We start from the raw sequence: 16,317 nt of genomic DNA on the forward strand, positions 1-16,317 counted from the left end.
ACCCCATCTTCACTCTCACGAACTGGGGCGGGCATGACTGTCCTCCAAAACTTGGTCACTCCGTGTCCATCCTTCATTGACTCCTTCCAGAATCAACATATCTGTAGAATCGCCAGGCAGCTTTGACTCATGCACGGAAATTGCATCACGTGCTGAATCCTGCGTTTGCACTACTGCTGAATCCTGCGCGTGAGCAAGCCCCTTCCCTGATGCGTACAGGGAAGCATCGAGTGCGCTCTCCTCCTCGCGTCCGTCCATCAGGCGATCGACCGCCATGCCGACGATTCCACCGAAAAATCCACCGCCTGCCGCTCCCACCATTGCACCCGACAGGTTCTGAGGTGCCAGCGCCACAGCCCCCACTCCAACACCTGCAGACGTGACGGCCTTGTAGAAGTCACCCTGGCTCTTGAGAGCCTCGTTCTCACTCTTTTCAGATTCCAGCTTTCCCGCAATCGCGGCATCGGCAACCGAGTGGCCCACGATCCCCTCAACCAGTCCGGCGTTGGTAGCGACCGCCTTGATCGCAACGTTCGGATCACCATCAAAAAGAGAAGGATCCGAGACATGAGCCTCAAGGAGGCTACTGGTATAGATCGACTCGCCCAATCGAATCGCAGCTCTCCCATCCTTATCGCGGGCAACCTCGTACAAAAATCTCTCGCTATCCACCCTTTCCAACCCGGACGGGTCGGCACTGTCGGAAAGGAAGATCGAGTCGGACCGTTCCCCGGTCAGGGCTTGGCTGATCTCAGGCATGTAGGCAGAGGCCATATGTCCAAAGCTTGCACCAATGGCAGAGTCCACGAGATCAGCCCCATTGCCGGGCTGCGCAACAGCGTTCATAACGTTTTTCATGATCTCGACCTGCGTCTTGGTGTGCGGCGCCGGCTCGGTCGGCACCTCGCCGAATGACACACTCGTCACGGCCGCTTCGAGCGCGTGCCCCACCGACTCCCCTCTGTCCGTGTACCTGGTGCTCTGGAGTACATGGTCAAGGACTGCCTTGTCGTCGAAGGTGTTCGTGGCCGCTTCGGCGTTGTGAGAAAGGGCGTCCATGAAGCCGGTCACCGGATCGTGCCCATTACCGTCCCCGAATATGAGGTCGGCCGACTGGTCCGGAACCGTCCAGGCGTCCTTGGTGTTCATTCCGACACCACCCGCCGGAGCCATGTCCGACTTGAGCAGCTTCTTGCCGTACTCGTCGAGGAATTCACTGTCGTACTTGCCGTGGCCCATCAAACTGCTGATGACCTGGAACCCCATGGCCCCGACCGGACCCTTCATCGGATTTGTCGGGTCGGCCCTGAAATCGGTGTTGCCTTCGTTGATCAGGTCATGCTTCCACTCCTTCATCTGAGCGGAATCGGAGTACGTGGCCGAGGCCAGCGTCAGGCTCAGGTTCTTCTGAAGATCCTTGAGCCCCTCCAGTTCGGCTCCCTTGACTCCTGCATACCGGTCGGTGACCGACGCCCAGAACTGCAGCGTGTTCTTCGGCTCGGCCGAAAGAGCGAACTGCTCAGAGAAGAGTGGGTCGTCGTGGTACTTCTTCAGGTACGTGTTGAGCCTGGCGAGGTCCTCGGCAGTGCGGTCCTCGGGATCCTTCTTCACGATCTTCGCCATGTCCTTCGCCGCCTGCAGGGCGTCGGCGGCGGTATCGCGGTCCTTGTAGGAAGTGTCGGAGAAGCCGTACTCGGCATGGTTGGCGATGGCCTTCAACACCTGGGCGGCGGTGCTGTCACTCTCGGTGGCCTTGTTGAGGATCTCCTGGAGATCGTCCCGCAGTAGCTTCATCGCCTCCTTGCTGCCGGCGGGCTCGGGGTGGACGTTCACGAAGACGGTGAAGCCACCGCCCTTCGTGCCGACGACCGAGAGATGCTTGTCCCAACCCCGGTCAATCACCCGATTGAGCTCGTCGCGGTAACTGATGAGCTCACTACGGGTATCGCGGAGAATGTTCCGGATGCTGGTGGCCTGGGTGACGGCATCGGCGAACTCTCCTGCCGTCCTGTTGATGAACTCCCGCGAGACCGTGGCATTGACGCCCGCCCAGTTAGCCCTGTTCGCTTTGGCCATCAGATCGTCCCGCGCAGTCTTCTCCATCGCCGTGAGGTGCGTGATCATTCCGGTCCAGTCCTCGACCGCGGTCCCGAGCGATGCGAAGTTGCCGTGACGCAGCGCCTCGATGTCCATCAGGCCTTGGTCCCCTCGTCGAAGCCCTTGTCCAGCGTCGAGATGCTACTGACGGTGGACGCGATGAAATATTCGTCGCCCCGGTGCGCCTTCTTGGTGTAGTCCATGTGATTCGAGATGTGGGCGCAGGCATCCACTAGCGACTGCAGTTGCTTCTCCCACTTCTTCTGCACCTGGTCGAGGCCACCACCGAGTTCGAACTCCTGGGAGGTAAGGTCCTTTGCGGCAGTCTGGCTGCTGGACCAAGCGTCCCGGCCGTGCTGCGCAAGGTCCTCGAACAGTCTGAAGGCGCTGTCGCCGACCGCGGCCAGGTCCTGCTGATCGACTTTCAGGTCACCCTGTTCACCTCCCCCTTGCGGTGCGGCTTCGTTCAGCTGCAACCGTGTAGCACGCCTGTCTGCTGCATCCTCCTTCAGCTGCTCCCACTCGTCCCAAGCCACTTCCGGGCCCTCCTCGTGTGCACGGCGAACTTGGCAATTTTGCACTGCAAACTTAGCAATCCGATGTGCACGAGGGGCAGTTACGGGTGAACCGGCGGTCGTTTTCCGGCCTGCAACAGAACCCAGGTCACCACGCCGCAACCACGTCGTCCGGCCCCGGGTGAACAGCCCGCCCCTCCGACACCGCCTCAGCCACCTCCTCCCACCCCCCACCACCCCCACTCACCAGCCCACCCCGCTCCAGAACTGCGACCACTGCGACCGCGCCTTCCGCTCCCCCACCCCCGGCAACTGCCGCGACTGCGAGAGCGGGCTGTCGCTCACGGAGTAGCCCATGGGCGGTCCGGTCCCGGCCCACGGAAGCCGCTGTCTCGCTGTCAGTACGGACTGCACGGAGTTCGACCCGCGCGTCACACCTCCGCGACGGCTTCCAGCGGGCTCAGGGCGGCTGCCCGGCGGGCCGGTACGGCGGCCGCGACCGCGCCGATCGCGAGGGACAACGGGCACACGAGGAGCAACGTCCCCCAGGGCAGTGCCAGGGAGTACTGCTCCATCGCGCCGTTGGCCAGCGCGCCGACCGCCCAGGCGCTGAACAGTCCTGCTGCCAGGCCCAGCAGTGTGCCGAACGCGGCGACAGTCATCGCTTCCAGGCGGATCATCCGCCGGATGCCCGCGCGATCCATGCCGATGGCGCGCAGCACGCCGATCTCGCGGGTGCGTTCGGCGACCGACATGGCGAGGGTGTTCACGATGCCGAGCGCGGCGATCACGACACCGATGGCGAGCAGCCCGTACATCAGGGTCAGCAGGTCGCTCATGGTGCCCGCGGCCTCACGGACGAGTTCCTGCCGGTCCTGCACCTTCAGCAGCGGGTTGTTGCCGACGGCCGTGCGCAGCCGGTCCTCGGTGGTCCTGGAGACCGCACTGCTGTCGGTGCGGACGAGGATCCGCTGGACGGAGTGGGGCAGGAAGCTGTCCTGCTGTACCTCCGTGCGGGCGCCGAGCGCGTCATGGGCGGTGGGGTTGTCCTTGTAGACGCCCACGACGGTGTACTTCCGGAAGTCCTGGCTTCGGCCGATGCGGGCGTCGACCCGGCTGCCCGTGCTCAAGCCGGTTTCCCGCGCGACGGTGCTGGATACGGCGATCCGGCCCGGCCCGAGATCCTTGACGGAGCCGCTGACGAAGTCGAGCTTCAAGACGTCGTCAGCGCTGCCGGGGTCGACGCCGGAGATGTCGCGGACGCTGCCGCCCATGAACAGGGTGGAGTCCGCGACGGCGCTCACGGTCCGCGTCCCGGGGGTGTCGGCCACCCGCTGTACGGCGGTCGGGTCGATGCCGGTCATGTGGTTGCCGGTGCTGATCACGTAGTCGGCGCCGAGGCCGGCCGCGGCCTGGCGGTCGAGGGCCTGCCCGGTGGAGTTGCCGATGACGGCGAGGCCGCTGACCAGTGCGGTGCTGATCAGCAGGGTGGCGGCGGTGGCCGCGGTGCGCCTCGGGTCGCGCAGCGTGTTCCGCTGTGCGAGACGGCCGGTGATCCCGAAGCGGTCGGTCAGTCGTCCGGTCAGCCGGATCACCGGGACGGCGAGCAGCGGCGCCAGCACGATCAGGGCGACGACGAGGACGCCGCAGCCGAGCATCGCGCTTCGCAGGTTCTCCTCCGAGGCGTCCTTCGCCCCCGCGAGCGAGATCAGCATGCCGATGCCGAGCACGAGCAGGGCCGACCCCACCATGGCGCGGACGCGGGATCGGCCGGTGGGCGGCTGCTGGGCCGTGCGCAACGCCTCGATGGGCGCGACCCGCGCCGCCTTGCGGGCGGGCAGCCACGCGGCGAGCACGGTGATCCCCACGCCTACGCCGAGCGCCGCCAGGACGGGGCGCGGGCCGATCACCAGAGGGCCGCGGGGCAGTGCGTTCCCACCGGTGCTCAGGACGTCGGGCAGCACCGAGGCGATGCCGAGACCGAGCAGGAAACCGGCTGCTGACGCGGCGAGGCCTACCAGGACGGCTTCGGCGAGGACAGAGCGGACCACTTGACGGCGTGAGGCGCCGATGGCACGCAGCAGCGCGATCTCCCGGGTGCGCCGGGAGACGAGCATGGTGAAGGTGTTGATGACGAGGAACGAGCCGATGAACAGAGAGACCCCGGCGAAGACCATCGGCATCTTTTCGTAGCCGCGGGTCAGGACGCCGACGTAGATGGCCTGCTGATCGGCCTGGGCGGTGCCGGTGGTGGCCTCGGCGCGGTCGGCCGGGAGCACGTCGGTGACCCGGCGGGCGAGCTCGAACTCGTCGGTGCCGGGCGCGGCGGACAGTTCGATGCCGGTGTAGTGGCCCGGGGTGGCGAACAGCTTCTGGGCGGTGGCCTTGTCGAACAGGGTGAGGGTGCCGCCGGCGGTCACCCGGGTGTCTTTGGTGGTGACGACGCCGACGAGCCGCTTGGTCATGGCCGGGCCGTCGGTGGCCAGCGTGATCGTGTCGCCGATGCGGTGGTGGCCTGCGGCGGCGGTGCCGCTGTCCACGGCGATCTCGTCACTTCCGGTCGGGGCGTGCCCCTCGATCAGGGGGTGGTGGCTGTCCTTGCCGTCCGTGCCGGGTACGTAGGCGGCGGCCAGGTTCGCCCCCAGTTTGACGCGCAGCGGGGTGCCGTCTGCCGCGTTCAGGGTGGCCGAGCCGTCGACGGAGGGGCGCACGGCGGCGACGCCGGGCACGGTCGCGAGTTTCCGCGCGAGCGCGTCGTCGAGCACGCCGTTGCGCTGGTCCGCGGCGGCCCCCGGCGGGGGCTCCTTCGCGGTGACGCTCACCGCGATGTCGGCGAAGTTCCTCGACGCGGCGGCCCGGTGGGCCGCGGCGGTCGAGTCGGCGAAGACAAGGGTGCCGGAGACGAACGCGACACCCAGACAGACGGCGAGGACGGTCATGAGCAGACGGGCCTTGTGCGCCAGGACGTTGCGCAGGGCTGTGGTCAGCATGGGCAGCTTTCGGGAAGGGAGGGACGGGGGATGTTCGGCGCGGTCAGCCGGTGAAGGTCTTCATGACATCGAGGACCCGGTCGGGGGTGGGGTCTGTCATCTCGCCGGCCAGGCGGCCGTCGGCGAGGAAGACCACGCGGTCGGCGTATCCGGCGGCGACGGGGTCGTGGGTGACCATGACCACGGTCTGGCCCAGTTCGCGTACCGAGTCGCGCAGGAAGCCGAGGACCTCGGCTCCGGCGCGGGAGTCGAGGTTGCCGGTGGGCTCGTCACCGAAGACGATTGCGGGCTGCGAGGCCAGGGCGCGGGCGACCGCGACGCGCTGCTGCTGCCCGCCGGACAGCTGTGCGGGCCGGTGGTCGAGGCGCTGGGAGAGGCCGACCATGGAGACCACGCGATCCAGCCACTGCGGGTCGGGCCGGCGTCCGGCGAGGGACAGCGGCAGGGTGATGTTCTCCAGCGCGGTCAGCGTCGGCAGCAGGTTGAACGCCTGGAAGATGAAGCCGATCCGGTCACGGCGCAGCTGGGTGAGCTGCCGGTCGTCGAGCGTGCTCAGTTCGGTGGTGCCGATGCGTACGGAGCCGGAGCTGGGCGAGTCGAGCCCGGCGACGCAGTGCATCAGGGTGGACTTGCCGCAGCCGGAGGGGCCCATGATCGCGGTGAACTCGCCCTCACGGAAGCCGATACTGACCCGGTCCAGGGCTACGACCCGGGTGTCGCCGCTGCCGTAGACCTTCGTCAGGTCGGTGGTGGCGGCCGCGGTCCCGGGCGTCGTGTGCAGCGGGTGCGGGGAACGGGGGGCGGTGGTCACGGGGGACTCCTCTTCAGTGCGCAAGGGTGCACTTCGAAGGGTGTCCGGGGAACGTATCGGGGCCTGAGCCGCTGTGTATCGGCGGCCGCGCCGCTTCGTAGCAGTTCTGTACGGGGCGGGCGCCGGGCGGTCAGTCCGGCAGGCGCAGGGTGGCGACGGCGCCGCCGTCCGGGGCGTTGTCCAGGCGGAGCTCGGCGCCGAGAAGCCGGGCCTGTCCCAGGGCGATGGTCAGGCCCAGGCCGTGGCCCGAGCCGCGCTCGGCGGCGCCCGTGTGGAAGCGGCGCGGGCCGTGGAGCAGCAGGTCCGCGGGGAAGCCGGGGCCGTGGTCGCGCACGACGACCGCACGGCCCTCGACGGTGACCCGCACCGGGGTGCCCCCGTGCCGGTGGGCGTTGACGACGAGATTGCTGACGATCCGCTCCAGGCGGCGAGGGTCGGTCTCCACGCTCCGGGCGACCCCGGGGCCCTCGGCGGCCTCGGCGACGATGACCTCGGTGTCGAGGCCGGTGCGTGCCACGGCCTCGAAGACGACTGCGCCGAGCGGCACCCGGGCGCGGCTGGGCTGTTCGGCGCCGGCGTCCAGGCGGGAGATCTCAAGGAGGTCCTCGACCAGGGCACGCAGATCGCGTACCCGGGCACGGAGCAGGTCCTCCGTCTCACCGGACGGCAGCAGGTCGGCAGCGACCAGCAGACCACCGACGGGGGTGCGCAGCTCGTGGGCCACGTCTGCGGTGAACTGGCGCTCGGTGCGCAGCCGTTGGCCGAGACTGTCGGCCATGAGGTCGACGGTGGCGGCGATGTCGGCCACCTCGTCGCGGCCGTTGGTGGGCCCGGTCCGGGCGTCGAGGTCCCCGGCGGAGATCCGGCTCGCGGTCTCGGAGACCCGCCGCAGCCTGCGGGCCAGCAGCCCGGCCCCGTAGACCGCCAGGGGCGCGGCCACCGCGAGCGCGACCAGCGACGCCAGCGTCATGGTCACGTCCAGCCGGTGGAGCCGGTAGAGCTCCGGGCTCATGTTGACCCGGACGGCGAGGACCGGGCTGCCTGGTCCGCCGGTCCGCTGGGCGGCCCAGACGCTCGGCCCCAGATTTCCCTCGACGCGTCCGTCGTAGGCCGCATGCCGCCTGCTGTCGGCCGGGTGCCGCAGTGCGGCGGGCAGCTCGGCCGGATCGAGCTCGGCACCGTCCGCCAGGGTGCCGGTACGCCGGTAGACGTCCATGGCCGAGTACACGGAGTTGAGGGCCTGCCCCTGGGACCGGTCGCGGATGTCCTGCGCCGTCCACACGTGCACCAGCACCCCGACCGCCGCTACGACCAGACAGGCTGTGGCCGCCGCCAGCGCGGCGATCTTCCAGCGCAAGGACGCGCGGGCCGGCCACAGCCGGTGGAACGAACGCACCGGGCTCAGCGCCTGAGCTTGTAGCCGAAGCCGCGGACCGTCTCGATCCGGTCCCGGCCCAGCTTCCTGCGCAGCCGCTGCACGCACAGATCCACGACCCGGCTGTCGCCGTCCCAGCCGTAGTCCCAGACGTCACGCAACAGGGTGTGCCGCTCCAGCACGACGCCCGGGCTGGCGGCGAACGCGAGGAGCAGCTTCAGCTCGGTCGGGGTCAGCGCCACCGGGCTTCCGGAGACGAACACCTCCATACCGGCGGTGTCGATGGTCAGGTCCCCGAAGACCAGCACCTCTCTCTCGGACGGCGCCCCCTCGCCCGCAGCCCGCTCGGGCCCTGGAGTGGGCGCGTAGGTCGCCCGCCTCAGCAGCGAGCGGATACGTGCCACCAGCACGAACGTGTCCACGGGCTTGACCACGTAGTCGTCCGCTCCGGCCTCCAGACCGGCGACGACATCGAGCCCGTCGCCGCGCGCGGACATCATCAGAACGGGCACCAGGCTGGTCTCCCGGACTCTGCTGCACAGGCCGATCCCGTCCAGACCGGGCAGCATCACATCCAGAATCAGCAGGTCGAAGTCCTCGTCCCGGAAGAGCTCCAGACCCGCAAGACCGTCGGCCACGGCCGTCATCTCGTAGCCGTAGCGCTCCAGGGCGACGGTGAAGGACCGGCGCATCAGGTCGTCGTCCTCCACCAGCAACACGCGAACAGGGCGCGAGGAGGCCCCGGTCGGGGCGGACGAGGGCACGGGCGGATGACTCCTGTTCGGTTGGTCCGGACATCAGCCGGCTGCACGCGCAGTCGGCGACCTGAAAGGAACGATACGGCAGACATCGGACGCGGCGACCGCGTCGCGCAGCGGGACACGCAGCACCCTCCCCGCAGCCTCTCCCATCCGTGAATCCCCAGGTCGGACCGGGTGACACCGGCCAGGACACCTGGCGAAGCCACGGCATTCCGGCTCCCTGCGGGCCCCTTCGCCATGGGCCGGCGCACCGATTCGATGGGCAACCGAGCGCTCCCTGATACCCACCGGATACAAAGCCCGCACGGCCAGAGCCGGCCGCGGGTCGGCAGGACCGTCCGGGCGGACGTCACACCCGGCGGGCTGAATCCGGAAGGCGCGGGCATGTCCGGACTGTGCCTCACCCCTGTCGGCACCGCCACGTAAAAACCGGTGACCACGAGCCGGTTGGCGTGGCCGGCGACGACGTGGGCCGGGGCGGGCCGCAGCGGCGGCGGCGCCCCTCCTCCCCCGCCGTGCCGTACCCGGGCGCCGCGACCCGTGCGAACCTTTCCGCGCCCTGCGGGGAACAAGGGGTGACACGCTCACCCACCGAGTCCACAGGAGCCGATGTGACCGGACCGCCGGCCAGCCCCGACGACGACGCCGAGCTCGTCGCGCAGTCGCTGGAGCAGCCCGAGATCTTCGCCGGGCTCTACGACCGCCACGCGCCCGACATCCACCGCTATGCCGTCCGCCGCCTCGGCGAGGGCGCGGCGGACGACATCACGGCGGAGACCTTCCTCATCGCGTTCCGCTCGCGGCGCCGTTACGACAGCACACGCCGCAGCGCCCGCCCCTGGCTGTACGGCATCGCCGCGAACCTCATCGGCAAGCAACGGCGTGGCGAGGAGAGGGCGCTGCGAGCCCTGGCCCGTACCGGGCAGGACCCGGTGGCCGCCTCCTGGAGCGACCGCTGCGACGACCGGCTCTCCGCGCAGGGGCCGCTGGCCGGGGCGCTCGCCTCGCTGTCTCCCGGCGACCGCCATGTGCTGCTGCTCGTTGCCTGGGCCGACCTCGGATACCAGGAGGTCGCCGAGGCGCTCGGCATCCCGCTCGGCACCGTACGGTCGCGGCTCAACCGCGCCCGCCGCAAGGTGCGTGAAGCGCTCAGCCTGGATCCCTCGTTCACGCCCGACGCCCTGGAGCTGACCCCGTCATGGACGAAATGACCCGGCTGCGCGAACTGCGCGCCGACGCACCCGTTCCGGACCATTTCGCACTCGCGCCCGGTCGGCAGCGGCTCACCGAGGCCGCCGCCGCGGGCCGCCGTGCCCGCCGGCTGCGGGCCGACTGGCGCCTCGCCTCGTTCGGCGCCGCAGCCGCCATCACCGTGGCGGCCGTGCTCGGCACCCAGCTCGTCGACGCCGCCGCCCCCGACCGCTCCGGACCCGCCTCGACGACCGGCACCCTGCGGCTGGACAGCCCCGCCGAGGTGCTGAACCGGGCCGCCGACGCACTGGAGAAGCAGCAGGCCGCGCCGGAGCCGCGCGACGACCAGTGGATCTACACGAAGACGGTGATGGCCCAGCCGGAGGGCTCAGGATTCGGCCGCTTCTCCTACGCCCCCGACAACTGGGTCCCGTACGACAACTCCGCCGCGGCCAAAGACGGGAAGGACGACGACTACCGCACGGCCCGCCAGGTCTATCGGGCCGCCAATGAGCTACCCGCCGATCCGGCGCGGCTGCTGGCGGAGGTCCGCTCGTTCTATCCGACGGGCCACACCGCCGAAAGCCCGCCCGAGCCCGAGGCCGTGCACAGCTTCCGCGCGATGAGTCTGATGGTCGAGGCGTACCCGATCGCACCGGCCGCCCTCGCCCGGATCTACCGGGCGCTGGCCACCGTCCCCGGGGTGCACGTCACCGACCACCTGGTGAAGGACGCGGCCGGGCGCGAGGTCATCGCCATCACCCGGAAGGAGGACGGCACGCACCAGCAGCGCGAGATCCTCATCGACCCGACCACCTTCGGCTACGCCGGACAGCGGTTCGTGGTCACCGAGGACTACACGCTCCAGCTCTCCTCCGGCAAGACGAAACTACCGCCGGAGAAGTTCAAGGCCGGTCAGATCACGCTGAGCGAAGCCCGGGTCGAGGCCGCCGTCGTCGACGCCGACGGCGACAAACCCTGACACGACCGGGAGCTCGAACCCGGGACCCGGGGGCCGGGAGCCGAGCACGTACATGGAAGCGGGCCCGCGAACCGGGTCCGGTGTCCGCCACAGGGGTGCGGACACCGGACCCCTGCCTGCCACCGCCCGCCGGACCCCACGTGACCCACCCCACCCCCCGCTCCGTTCAAACTCCCGCAACAATGAACACGTGATCACTTCGCCGCCACGAAGCACCCACCGCCGTGCCGAACACGCGGCGACGCCGTACGTCGATCTGTCGCGCGCCGAGTGGAGCGCCCTGCGCGACAAGACGCCGTTGCCGCTGACCGCCGAAGAGGTGGAGCAGTTGCGCGGGCTCGGGGACGTCATCGACCTCGACGAGGTCCGGGACGTCTACCTGCCGCTCTCCCGGCTGCTCAACCTCTACGTCCAGGCCACCTCGGGTCTGCGCGGCGCCCTGAACACCTTCCTCGGGGACGCGGGCAACGGCCACGGGGCGCAGCGCGGCACCCCGTTCGTCATAGGGGTCGCGGGCAGTGTCGCGGTCGGCAAGTCCACCAGCGCCCGCATCCTCCAGGCGCTGCTGGCCCGCTGGCCCGAACACCCCCGAGTGGAACTCGTCACCACGGACGGATTCCTGCTGCCGATGAAGGAGCTCCAGGCGCGCGGGCTGATGTCGCGCAAGGGGTTCCCCGAGTCGTACGACCGCCGGGCCCTGACGCGTTTCGTCGCCGACATCAAGGCCGGCAAGGACGAGGTGACGGCGCCCGTCTACTCGCACCTGATCTACGACATCGTGCCGGGCGAGCGGCTCACCGTGCGCCGCCCCGACATCCTGATCGTCGAGGGACTGAACGTGCTCCAGCCCGCGCTGCCCGGCAAGGACGGACGGACCAGGGTCGGGCTCGCCGACTACTTCGACTTCAGTGTGTACGTGGACGCGCGGACCGAGGACATCGAGGCCTGGTATCTCAACCGGTTCCGGAAGCTGCGCGAGACGGCGTTCCAGAACCCGTTCTCGTACTTCCGCAAGTACACCCAGGTCTCCGAGGAGGAGGCCATGGAGTACGCGGCGACGATGTGGCGCACCATCAACAAGCCCAATCTGGTGGAGAATGTCGCGCCCACCCGGGGCCGTGCCACCCTGGTGCTGCGCAAGGGGCCGGACCACAAGGTCCAGCGGCTGTCCCTGCGCAAGCTCTGAGACGTCAAGCCCTCCAGGAGTGTCCGCGTGCTGCATCTGCGCCTGATCGTCCCCGCCGACCGTACGGGCGAGGTGGTGCACCTGGTGGAGAACACCGTCGGGACGACGCATCTCGTGGTGATGTCCGGGGTCGCCCGGAACCCGGCGGGTGACCTGGTGCTGTGCGACGTGGCCCGTGAGGCGGGCGACGAGCTGATCTCCGCGCTGCGCGGGCTCGGCATCGACAAGTCGGGTTCGATCACCGTCGAGAACATGGACCTGACACTCTCCGCGCACGCCGACGAGGCGGAGGCAGCGGCGCCGGGCGAGGGCGCGGACGCGGTGCTGTGGGAGGAGCTGACGGAGGCGACCCACGAGGAGTCGACCTTCAGCGTCACCTATGTGTCGTTCCTCGCGGTCGCGACGATGCTCGCCGCCTGCGGTGTGATGCTCGACAACGCGATCCTGATCGTGGGCGCCATGGCGGTCGGCCCGGAGTTCGGGCCGCTGGCCGGGATCTCCACGGCCCTGGTGCAGCGCGCCCCGCGGCTGGTGTGGCGGTCGCTGGTGGCGCTGATCGGCGGCTTCGCCGTCGCGATGATACTGACCGCCGGGTTCGCCTGGCTGATGGACGCCTTCGGGCTGTTCACCCGCGCGATGGTCGAGGCGGACCGTCCCAACACGTCGTTCATCTGGAAGCCGGACCCGCTGTCGTTCGTGGTGGCGTTCCTGGCCGGGATCGCCGGAACGCTCTCGCTCACCTCGGCGAAGTCCGGGGCGCTGATCGGGGTCGCGATCTCCGTGACGACGGTGCCGGCGGCAGCCAACGCGGCGGTGGCCTTCAGCTACACCGACTACGGCCAGATGTGGGGCTCGGCGGCCCAACTGCTGGCGAACCTCGGCGGAATCGTGGTCGCGGGGACGCTGACGCTGCTGGTCCAGAAGGCCCTGTGGGCGGCGCACCGCCGCCGGACGGGCCATGTGCCGCGCCCGTCCGGAGAGTAGCGCGGACGACCCGGGCGGCCCGACCGGCACCGGCGGACCCGGCCGGTGGACGGACGGGAGTCCGTCCACCGGATCAGGGTCGGACGGGCGCAGCGGCCTCGGCCGTGATCCGCCGGAGAGGCCCCGGGATCTCTCGTTCGGATCAGGCCGGATCAGGCCGGATCAGAGAGCACCGGGGACACGCGAGCCCGGCATGATCCGCCGGAAAGTCCCTAACCGAGCGCGGACTTCACCACGTCGGCCAGCCGCTCGGCGACCGCGCGTGCCTGCTCGATGTCGGCCGCCTCGACCATGACCCGTACCAGCGGCTCCGTACCCGACTGGCGCAGCAGTACGCGCCCGGTGGAGCCCAGCTCGCGCTCGGCCTCGGCGACCGCCTCGGCCAGCTCGGGAGAGGTCTCCACCCGGGACTTGTCGACGTCGGGGACGTTGATCAGCAGCTGCGGCAGGCGCCGCATGACCCCGGCCAGCTCGGCCAGCGTACGGCCGGTCGCGGCGACGCGGGCCGCCAGCAGCAGACCGGTCAGCGTGCCGTCACCGGTCGTGGCGTGGTCCAGGACGATGACATGGCCGGACTGCTCGCCGCCCAGCGCGTAGCCCTCGGCCTTCATCGACTCCAGTACGTAACGGTCGCCGACGGCGGTCTGGACGAGCCGGATGCCCTCCCGCTCCATCGCGATCTTGAAGCCGAGGTTGGACATGACCGTGCCGACCACGGTGTCCTTGCGCAGTTGCCCGGCCTCGCGCATGGCGAGGGCGAGCACGGCCAGGATCTGGTCCCCGTCGGCCTCCTCGCCCGTGGCGTCCACGGCGAGGCACCGGTCGGCGTCGCCGTCGTGTGCGATGCCGAGATCGGCGCCGTGCTCGACGACGGCGGCCTTCAGGAGGTCCAGGTGGGTGGAGCCGCAGCCGTCGTTGATGTTCAGGCCGTCCGGTTCGGCACCGATCGTGACGACCTCGGCACCCGCTCGCGTGAACGCCTCGGGCGAAACCCGGGCGGCGGCGCCGTGCGCCTCGTCGAGGACGACCTTCAGACCGTCGAGCCGGTTCGGGAGGACGGCGACGAGGTGGGCGACGTAGCGGTCGAAGCCCTCGGCGTAGTCGGTGACCCGGCCCACCCCGGCGCCCGTCGGACGCGCCCAGGGCTCACCGGTGCGGTGCTGCTCGTAGACCGTCTCGATCCGGTCCTCCAGCTCGTCGGCGAGCTTGTGGCCGCCGCGGGCGAAGAACTTGACACCGTTGTCCGGCATGGCGTTGTGGCTGGCGGAGAGCATCACACCGAGGTCGGCGCCCAGCGCGCCGGTGAGATGCGCCACCGCGGGGGTGGGCAGCACACCGACCCGCAGGACGTCCACGCCCGCACTGGCGAGGCCTGCCACGACGGCTGCCTCCAGGAACTCTCCGGACGCACGTGGGTCACGCCCCACCACGGCTGTCGGCCGATGCCCCTCAAAGGTGCCCGCCTCGGCGAGCACATGCGCCGCAGCGACCGACAGGCCGAGCGCGAGCTCAGCCGTCAGGTCCGCGTTGGCGACACCGCGCACGCCGTCCGTGCCGAAGAGTCGTCCCACTGGTGTCCTCCGAAGATGCTCCGAAACCGCAAACCAAACCAAAGCAACACAACGCGACGCCATGTATGCAGGCCTATGAACGTCTTATGCCGTTATACGCCCGAGCGCGCCGATAAACGAACGCCCCGGCAAGCACGAGGTGTGCCGCCGGGGCGAACGTGTAAAGCAGACGAGCAGGCGGTTTAGCGCTTGCTGTACTGCGGAGCCTTACGGGCCTTCTTGAGACCGGCCTTCTTGCGCTCGACCGCACGGTCGTCGCGGGAGAGGAAGCCGGCCTTCTTCAGCGTCGGGCGGTTGTTGTCGACGTCCGCCTCGTTCAGCGCACGGGCCACGCCGAGGCGCAGGGCACCGGCCTGACCCGAGACGCCGCCGCCCGAGATGCGGGCGATGACGTCGTAGCGGTTGTCGAGCTCAAGCACCTTGAAGGGCTCGTTGACTTCCTGCTGGTGCACCTTGTTGGGGAAGTAGTCCTCAAGGGTGCGACCGTTGATCTTCCACTTGCCGGTGCCCGGAACGATCCGGACGCGGGCGATGGCGTTCTTCCGACGGCCGAGGCCGGCGGCGGGCTGCGGGTCGCCGAAGCGGGACGCCAGCGACTCGCTGGTGTACTCGCCCTCGACGGGAACCTCGGACTCGAAGGTGGTCACCTCGGCGAAAACCTCTTCGCCCTCGACGCCCTCGACGGGGTTCTCAACAGTGGTCTCGGCCACGATTCTCCTCAGATCTTTCTTTTGGTCTTAGGGGGAGGCCGGAACTACTGCGCGACCTGGGTGATCTCGAACGGGACCGGCTGCTGAGCAGCGTGCGGGTGCTGGTCGCCCGCGTAGACCTTGAGCTTCGAGATCATCTGACGGCCCAGGCTGTTCTTGGGGATCATGCCCTTGATGGCCTTCTCGACAGCCTTCTCGGGGCTCTTGGCGAGCAGCTCGTCGTAGCGGACGGAGCGGAGACCACCCGGGAACCCGGAGTGGCGGTACGCCATCTTCTGGGTCTTCTTGTTGCCGGAGAGGTGAACCTTCTCGGCGTTGATGATGATGACGAAGTCGCCCATGTCCATGTGGGGGGCGTAAATCGCCTTGTGCTTGCCGCGGAGGAGGTTCGCAGCCGTGGTGGCAAGACGACCCAGGACGATGTCCTGCGCGTCGATGATGTGCCACTGGCGCGTCACATCGCCGGGCTTGGGGCTGTACGTACGCACGGTCGTAGCCTTCGCTTCTTCAGTGAGTGAGTCCTGACAAGGCCACCCGGACGATCACACCAGCCTTGGCGGCGCTGCGGGGACGCAACCCGAGTACCTGCCGCTGGTCATCGGCCCGGTGGACCGGCGTAAGGGCCCCTCGCGTGAGAACGACCAAGCCAATACGCATAACAAACCAGAAGAATACCGTCGCTCCCCCGCGCGGGTCAAAACAGCCCCCGAACCCCGGCCCGGCCAGGGTTTCCGGCACCCCCGCCGCGGCTCCTGCCACCCCTGCCTCAGACCTCGGTCGCCACGAACAGGTCCTCGGCGACCTCGGCGGTCAACGACCGGTCCAGCCAGTCGCTCAGCACATCCAGATCAGCACACGAAACAACCCGCTCCCGCACCTGCTCCGACACCGCGACCCCGCGCTTGGACAGGATCCGCAGAATGTCCTCGGCACGCGCCTCGGCACACCCCATGGCACGCGCCTCGGCACGCCCCTCGGCACGCCCCTCGGCACGCAGCCGCTCAGATGTCTCCGAGCGGAAGAAAGAGAGGTCGACAGCCATCAGATGTCAGACCTCGGTCGCCACGAACAGGTCCTCGGCGACCTCGGCGGTCAACGACCGGTCCAGCCAGTCGCTCAGCACATCCAGATCAGCACACGAAAC

At 69.3% G+C, this 16,317-nt stretch carries 14 protein-coding genes; 4 read left to right on the forward strand and 10 right to left on the reverse strand.

The window, feature by feature from the left end; translation table 11 throughout:
- Window positions 1-15: 15 nt before the first annotated feature.
- From ACZ68L_RS22805 to cseB, 6 genes are all read right to left on the reverse strand, one after another.
- Window positions 16-2,193, reverse strand: coding sequence for a hypothetical protein (locus ACZ68L_RS22805; protein WP_469579653.1), 2,178 nt, complete (start codon window positions 2,191-2,193; stop codon window positions 16-18).
- On the reverse strand, window positions 2,193-2,633 hold the full coding sequence (locus ACZ68L_RS22810) for a hypothetical protein (protein WP_469579654.1): 441 nt from the start codon (window positions 2,631-2,633) through the stop codon (window positions 2,193-2,195). Before ACZ68L_RS22810 ends, ACZ68L_RS22805 begins: the two co-directional genes overlap by 1 nt.
- A 410-nt stretch (window positions 2,634-3,043) precedes the next feature.
- Window positions 3,044-5,602 carry an ABC transporter permease gene (locus tag ACZ68L_RS22815; RefSeq protein ID WP_469579656.1) on the reverse strand — a complete coding sequence of 853 codons (2,559 nt, stop codon included), beginning with the start codon at window positions 5,600-5,602 and terminating at the stop codon, window positions 3,044-3,046.
- A gap of 43 nt (window positions 5,603-5,645) precedes the next feature.
- The gene (locus ACZ68L_RS22820) at window positions 5,646-6,413 is read right to left on the reverse strand and encodes an ABC transporter ATP-binding protein (RefSeq protein ID WP_469579658.1); all 768 of its coding nucleotides are present in this window, start codon (window positions 6,411-6,413) and stop codon (window positions 5,646-5,648) included.
- A gap of 130 nt (window positions 6,414-6,543) precedes the next feature.
- Window positions 6,544-7,809, reverse strand: coding sequence for an ATP-binding protein (locus ACZ68L_RS22825; protein ID WP_469579661.1), 1,266 nt, complete (start codon window positions 7,807-7,809; stop codon window positions 6,544-6,546).
- Between the two features lie 5 nt (window positions 7,810-7,814).
- Window positions 7,815-8,552, reverse strand: coding sequence for a two-component system response regulator CseB (gene cseB / locus ACZ68L_RS22830; protein WP_469579663.1), 738 nt, complete (start codon window positions 8,550-8,552; stop codon window positions 7,815-7,817).
- Window positions 8,553-9,160: 608 nt separating this feature from the next.
- Between cseB and ACZ68L_RS22835 the strand changes: the two genes are divergently transcribed.
- The 4 genes from ACZ68L_RS22835 (at window position 9,161) to ACZ68L_RS22850 (ending at window position 12,892) form a co-directional block, all read left to right on the forward strand.
- Window positions 9,161-9,760: an RNA polymerase sigma factor gene (locus tag ACZ68L_RS22835; RefSeq protein WP_469579664.1), complete on the forward strand. Its 600-nt coding sequence runs from the start codon at window positions 9,161-9,163 to the stop codon at window positions 9,758-9,760.
- Window positions 9,748-10,722 carry a CU044_5270 family protein gene (locus tag ACZ68L_RS22840; protein ID WP_469579667.1) on the forward strand — a complete coding sequence of 325 codons (975 nt, stop codon included), beginning with the start codon at window positions 9,748-9,750 and terminating at the stop codon, window positions 10,720-10,722. The genes ACZ68L_RS22835 and ACZ68L_RS22840 overlap by 13 nt, the downstream gene beginning before the upstream one ends.
- Window positions 10,723-10,912: 190 nt before the next feature.
- On the forward strand, window positions 10,913-11,908 hold the full coding sequence (coaA, locus tag ACZ68L_RS22845; RefSeq protein ID WP_469579669.1) for a type I pantothenate kinase: 996 nt from the start codon (window positions 10,913-10,915) through the stop codon (window positions 11,906-11,908).
- Between the two features lie 27 nt (window positions 11,909-11,935).
- Window positions 11,936-12,892 carry a DUF389 domain-containing protein gene (locus tag ACZ68L_RS22850; RefSeq protein ID WP_469579670.1) on the forward strand — a complete coding sequence of 319 codons (957 nt, stop codon included), beginning with the start codon at window positions 11,936-11,938 and terminating at the stop codon, window positions 12,890-12,892.
- 212 nt (window positions 12,893-13,104) lie between these two features.
- On the opposite strand, the gene glmM is transcribed toward ACZ68L_RS22850, so the two are convergent.
- The 4 genes from glmM to ACZ68L_RS22870 all read right to left on the reverse strand — a co-directional run bounded on the left by glmM (window position 13,105) and on the right by ACZ68L_RS22870 (window position 16,215).
- Window positions 13,105-14,463, reverse strand: coding sequence for a phosphoglucosamine mutase (glmM, locus tag ACZ68L_RS22855; RefSeq protein ID WP_469579672.1), 1,359 nt, complete (start codon window positions 14,461-14,463; stop codon window positions 13,105-13,107).
- Between the two features lie 182 nt (window positions 14,464-14,645).
- The gene (gene rpsI, locus ACZ68L_RS22860) at window positions 14,646-15,173 is read right to left on the reverse strand and encodes a 30S ribosomal protein S9 (RefSeq protein WP_351078005.1); all 528 of its coding nucleotides are present in this window, start codon (window positions 15,171-15,173) and stop codon (window positions 14,646-14,648) included.
- Window positions 15,174-15,217: 44 nt separating this feature from the next.
- Window positions 15,218-15,661, reverse strand: a complete 444-nt coding sequence (gene rplM, locus ACZ68L_RS22865) for a 50S ribosomal protein L13 (RefSeq protein ID WP_469579674.1) — start codon at window positions 15,659-15,661, stop codon at window positions 15,218-15,220.
- Window positions 15,662-15,939: 278 nt separating this feature from the next.
- On the reverse strand, window positions 15,940-16,215 hold the full coding sequence (locus ACZ68L_RS22870) for a hypothetical protein (protein ID WP_469579676.1): 276 nt from the start codon (window positions 16,213-16,215) through the stop codon (window positions 15,940-15,942).
- Window positions 16,216-16,317 lie beyond the last annotated feature (102 nt).

The sequence above is a fragment of the Streptomyces sp. NPDC104309 genome, assembly GCF_055584025.1.

Bases quoted from the DNA above. Each gene is read 5' to 3' on its own strand.
- ACZ68L_RS22805 (WP_469579653.1), bottom strand. From the start codon at position 2,193: ATGGACATCGAGGCGCTGCGTCACGGCAACTTCGCATCGCTCGGGACC.
- ACZ68L_RS22870 (WP_469579676.1), bottom strand. From the start codon at position 16,215: ATGGCTGTCGACCTCTCTTTCTTCCGCTCGGAGACATCTGAGCGGCTG.
- ACZ68L_RS22815 (WP_469579656.1), bottom strand. From the start codon at position 5,602: ATGCTGACCACAGCCCTGCGCAACGTCCTGGCGCACAAGGCCCGTCTG.
- ACZ68L_RS22840 (WP_469579667.1), top strand. From the start codon at position 9,748: ATGGACGAAATGACCCGGCTGCGCGAACTGCGCGCCGACGCACCCGTT.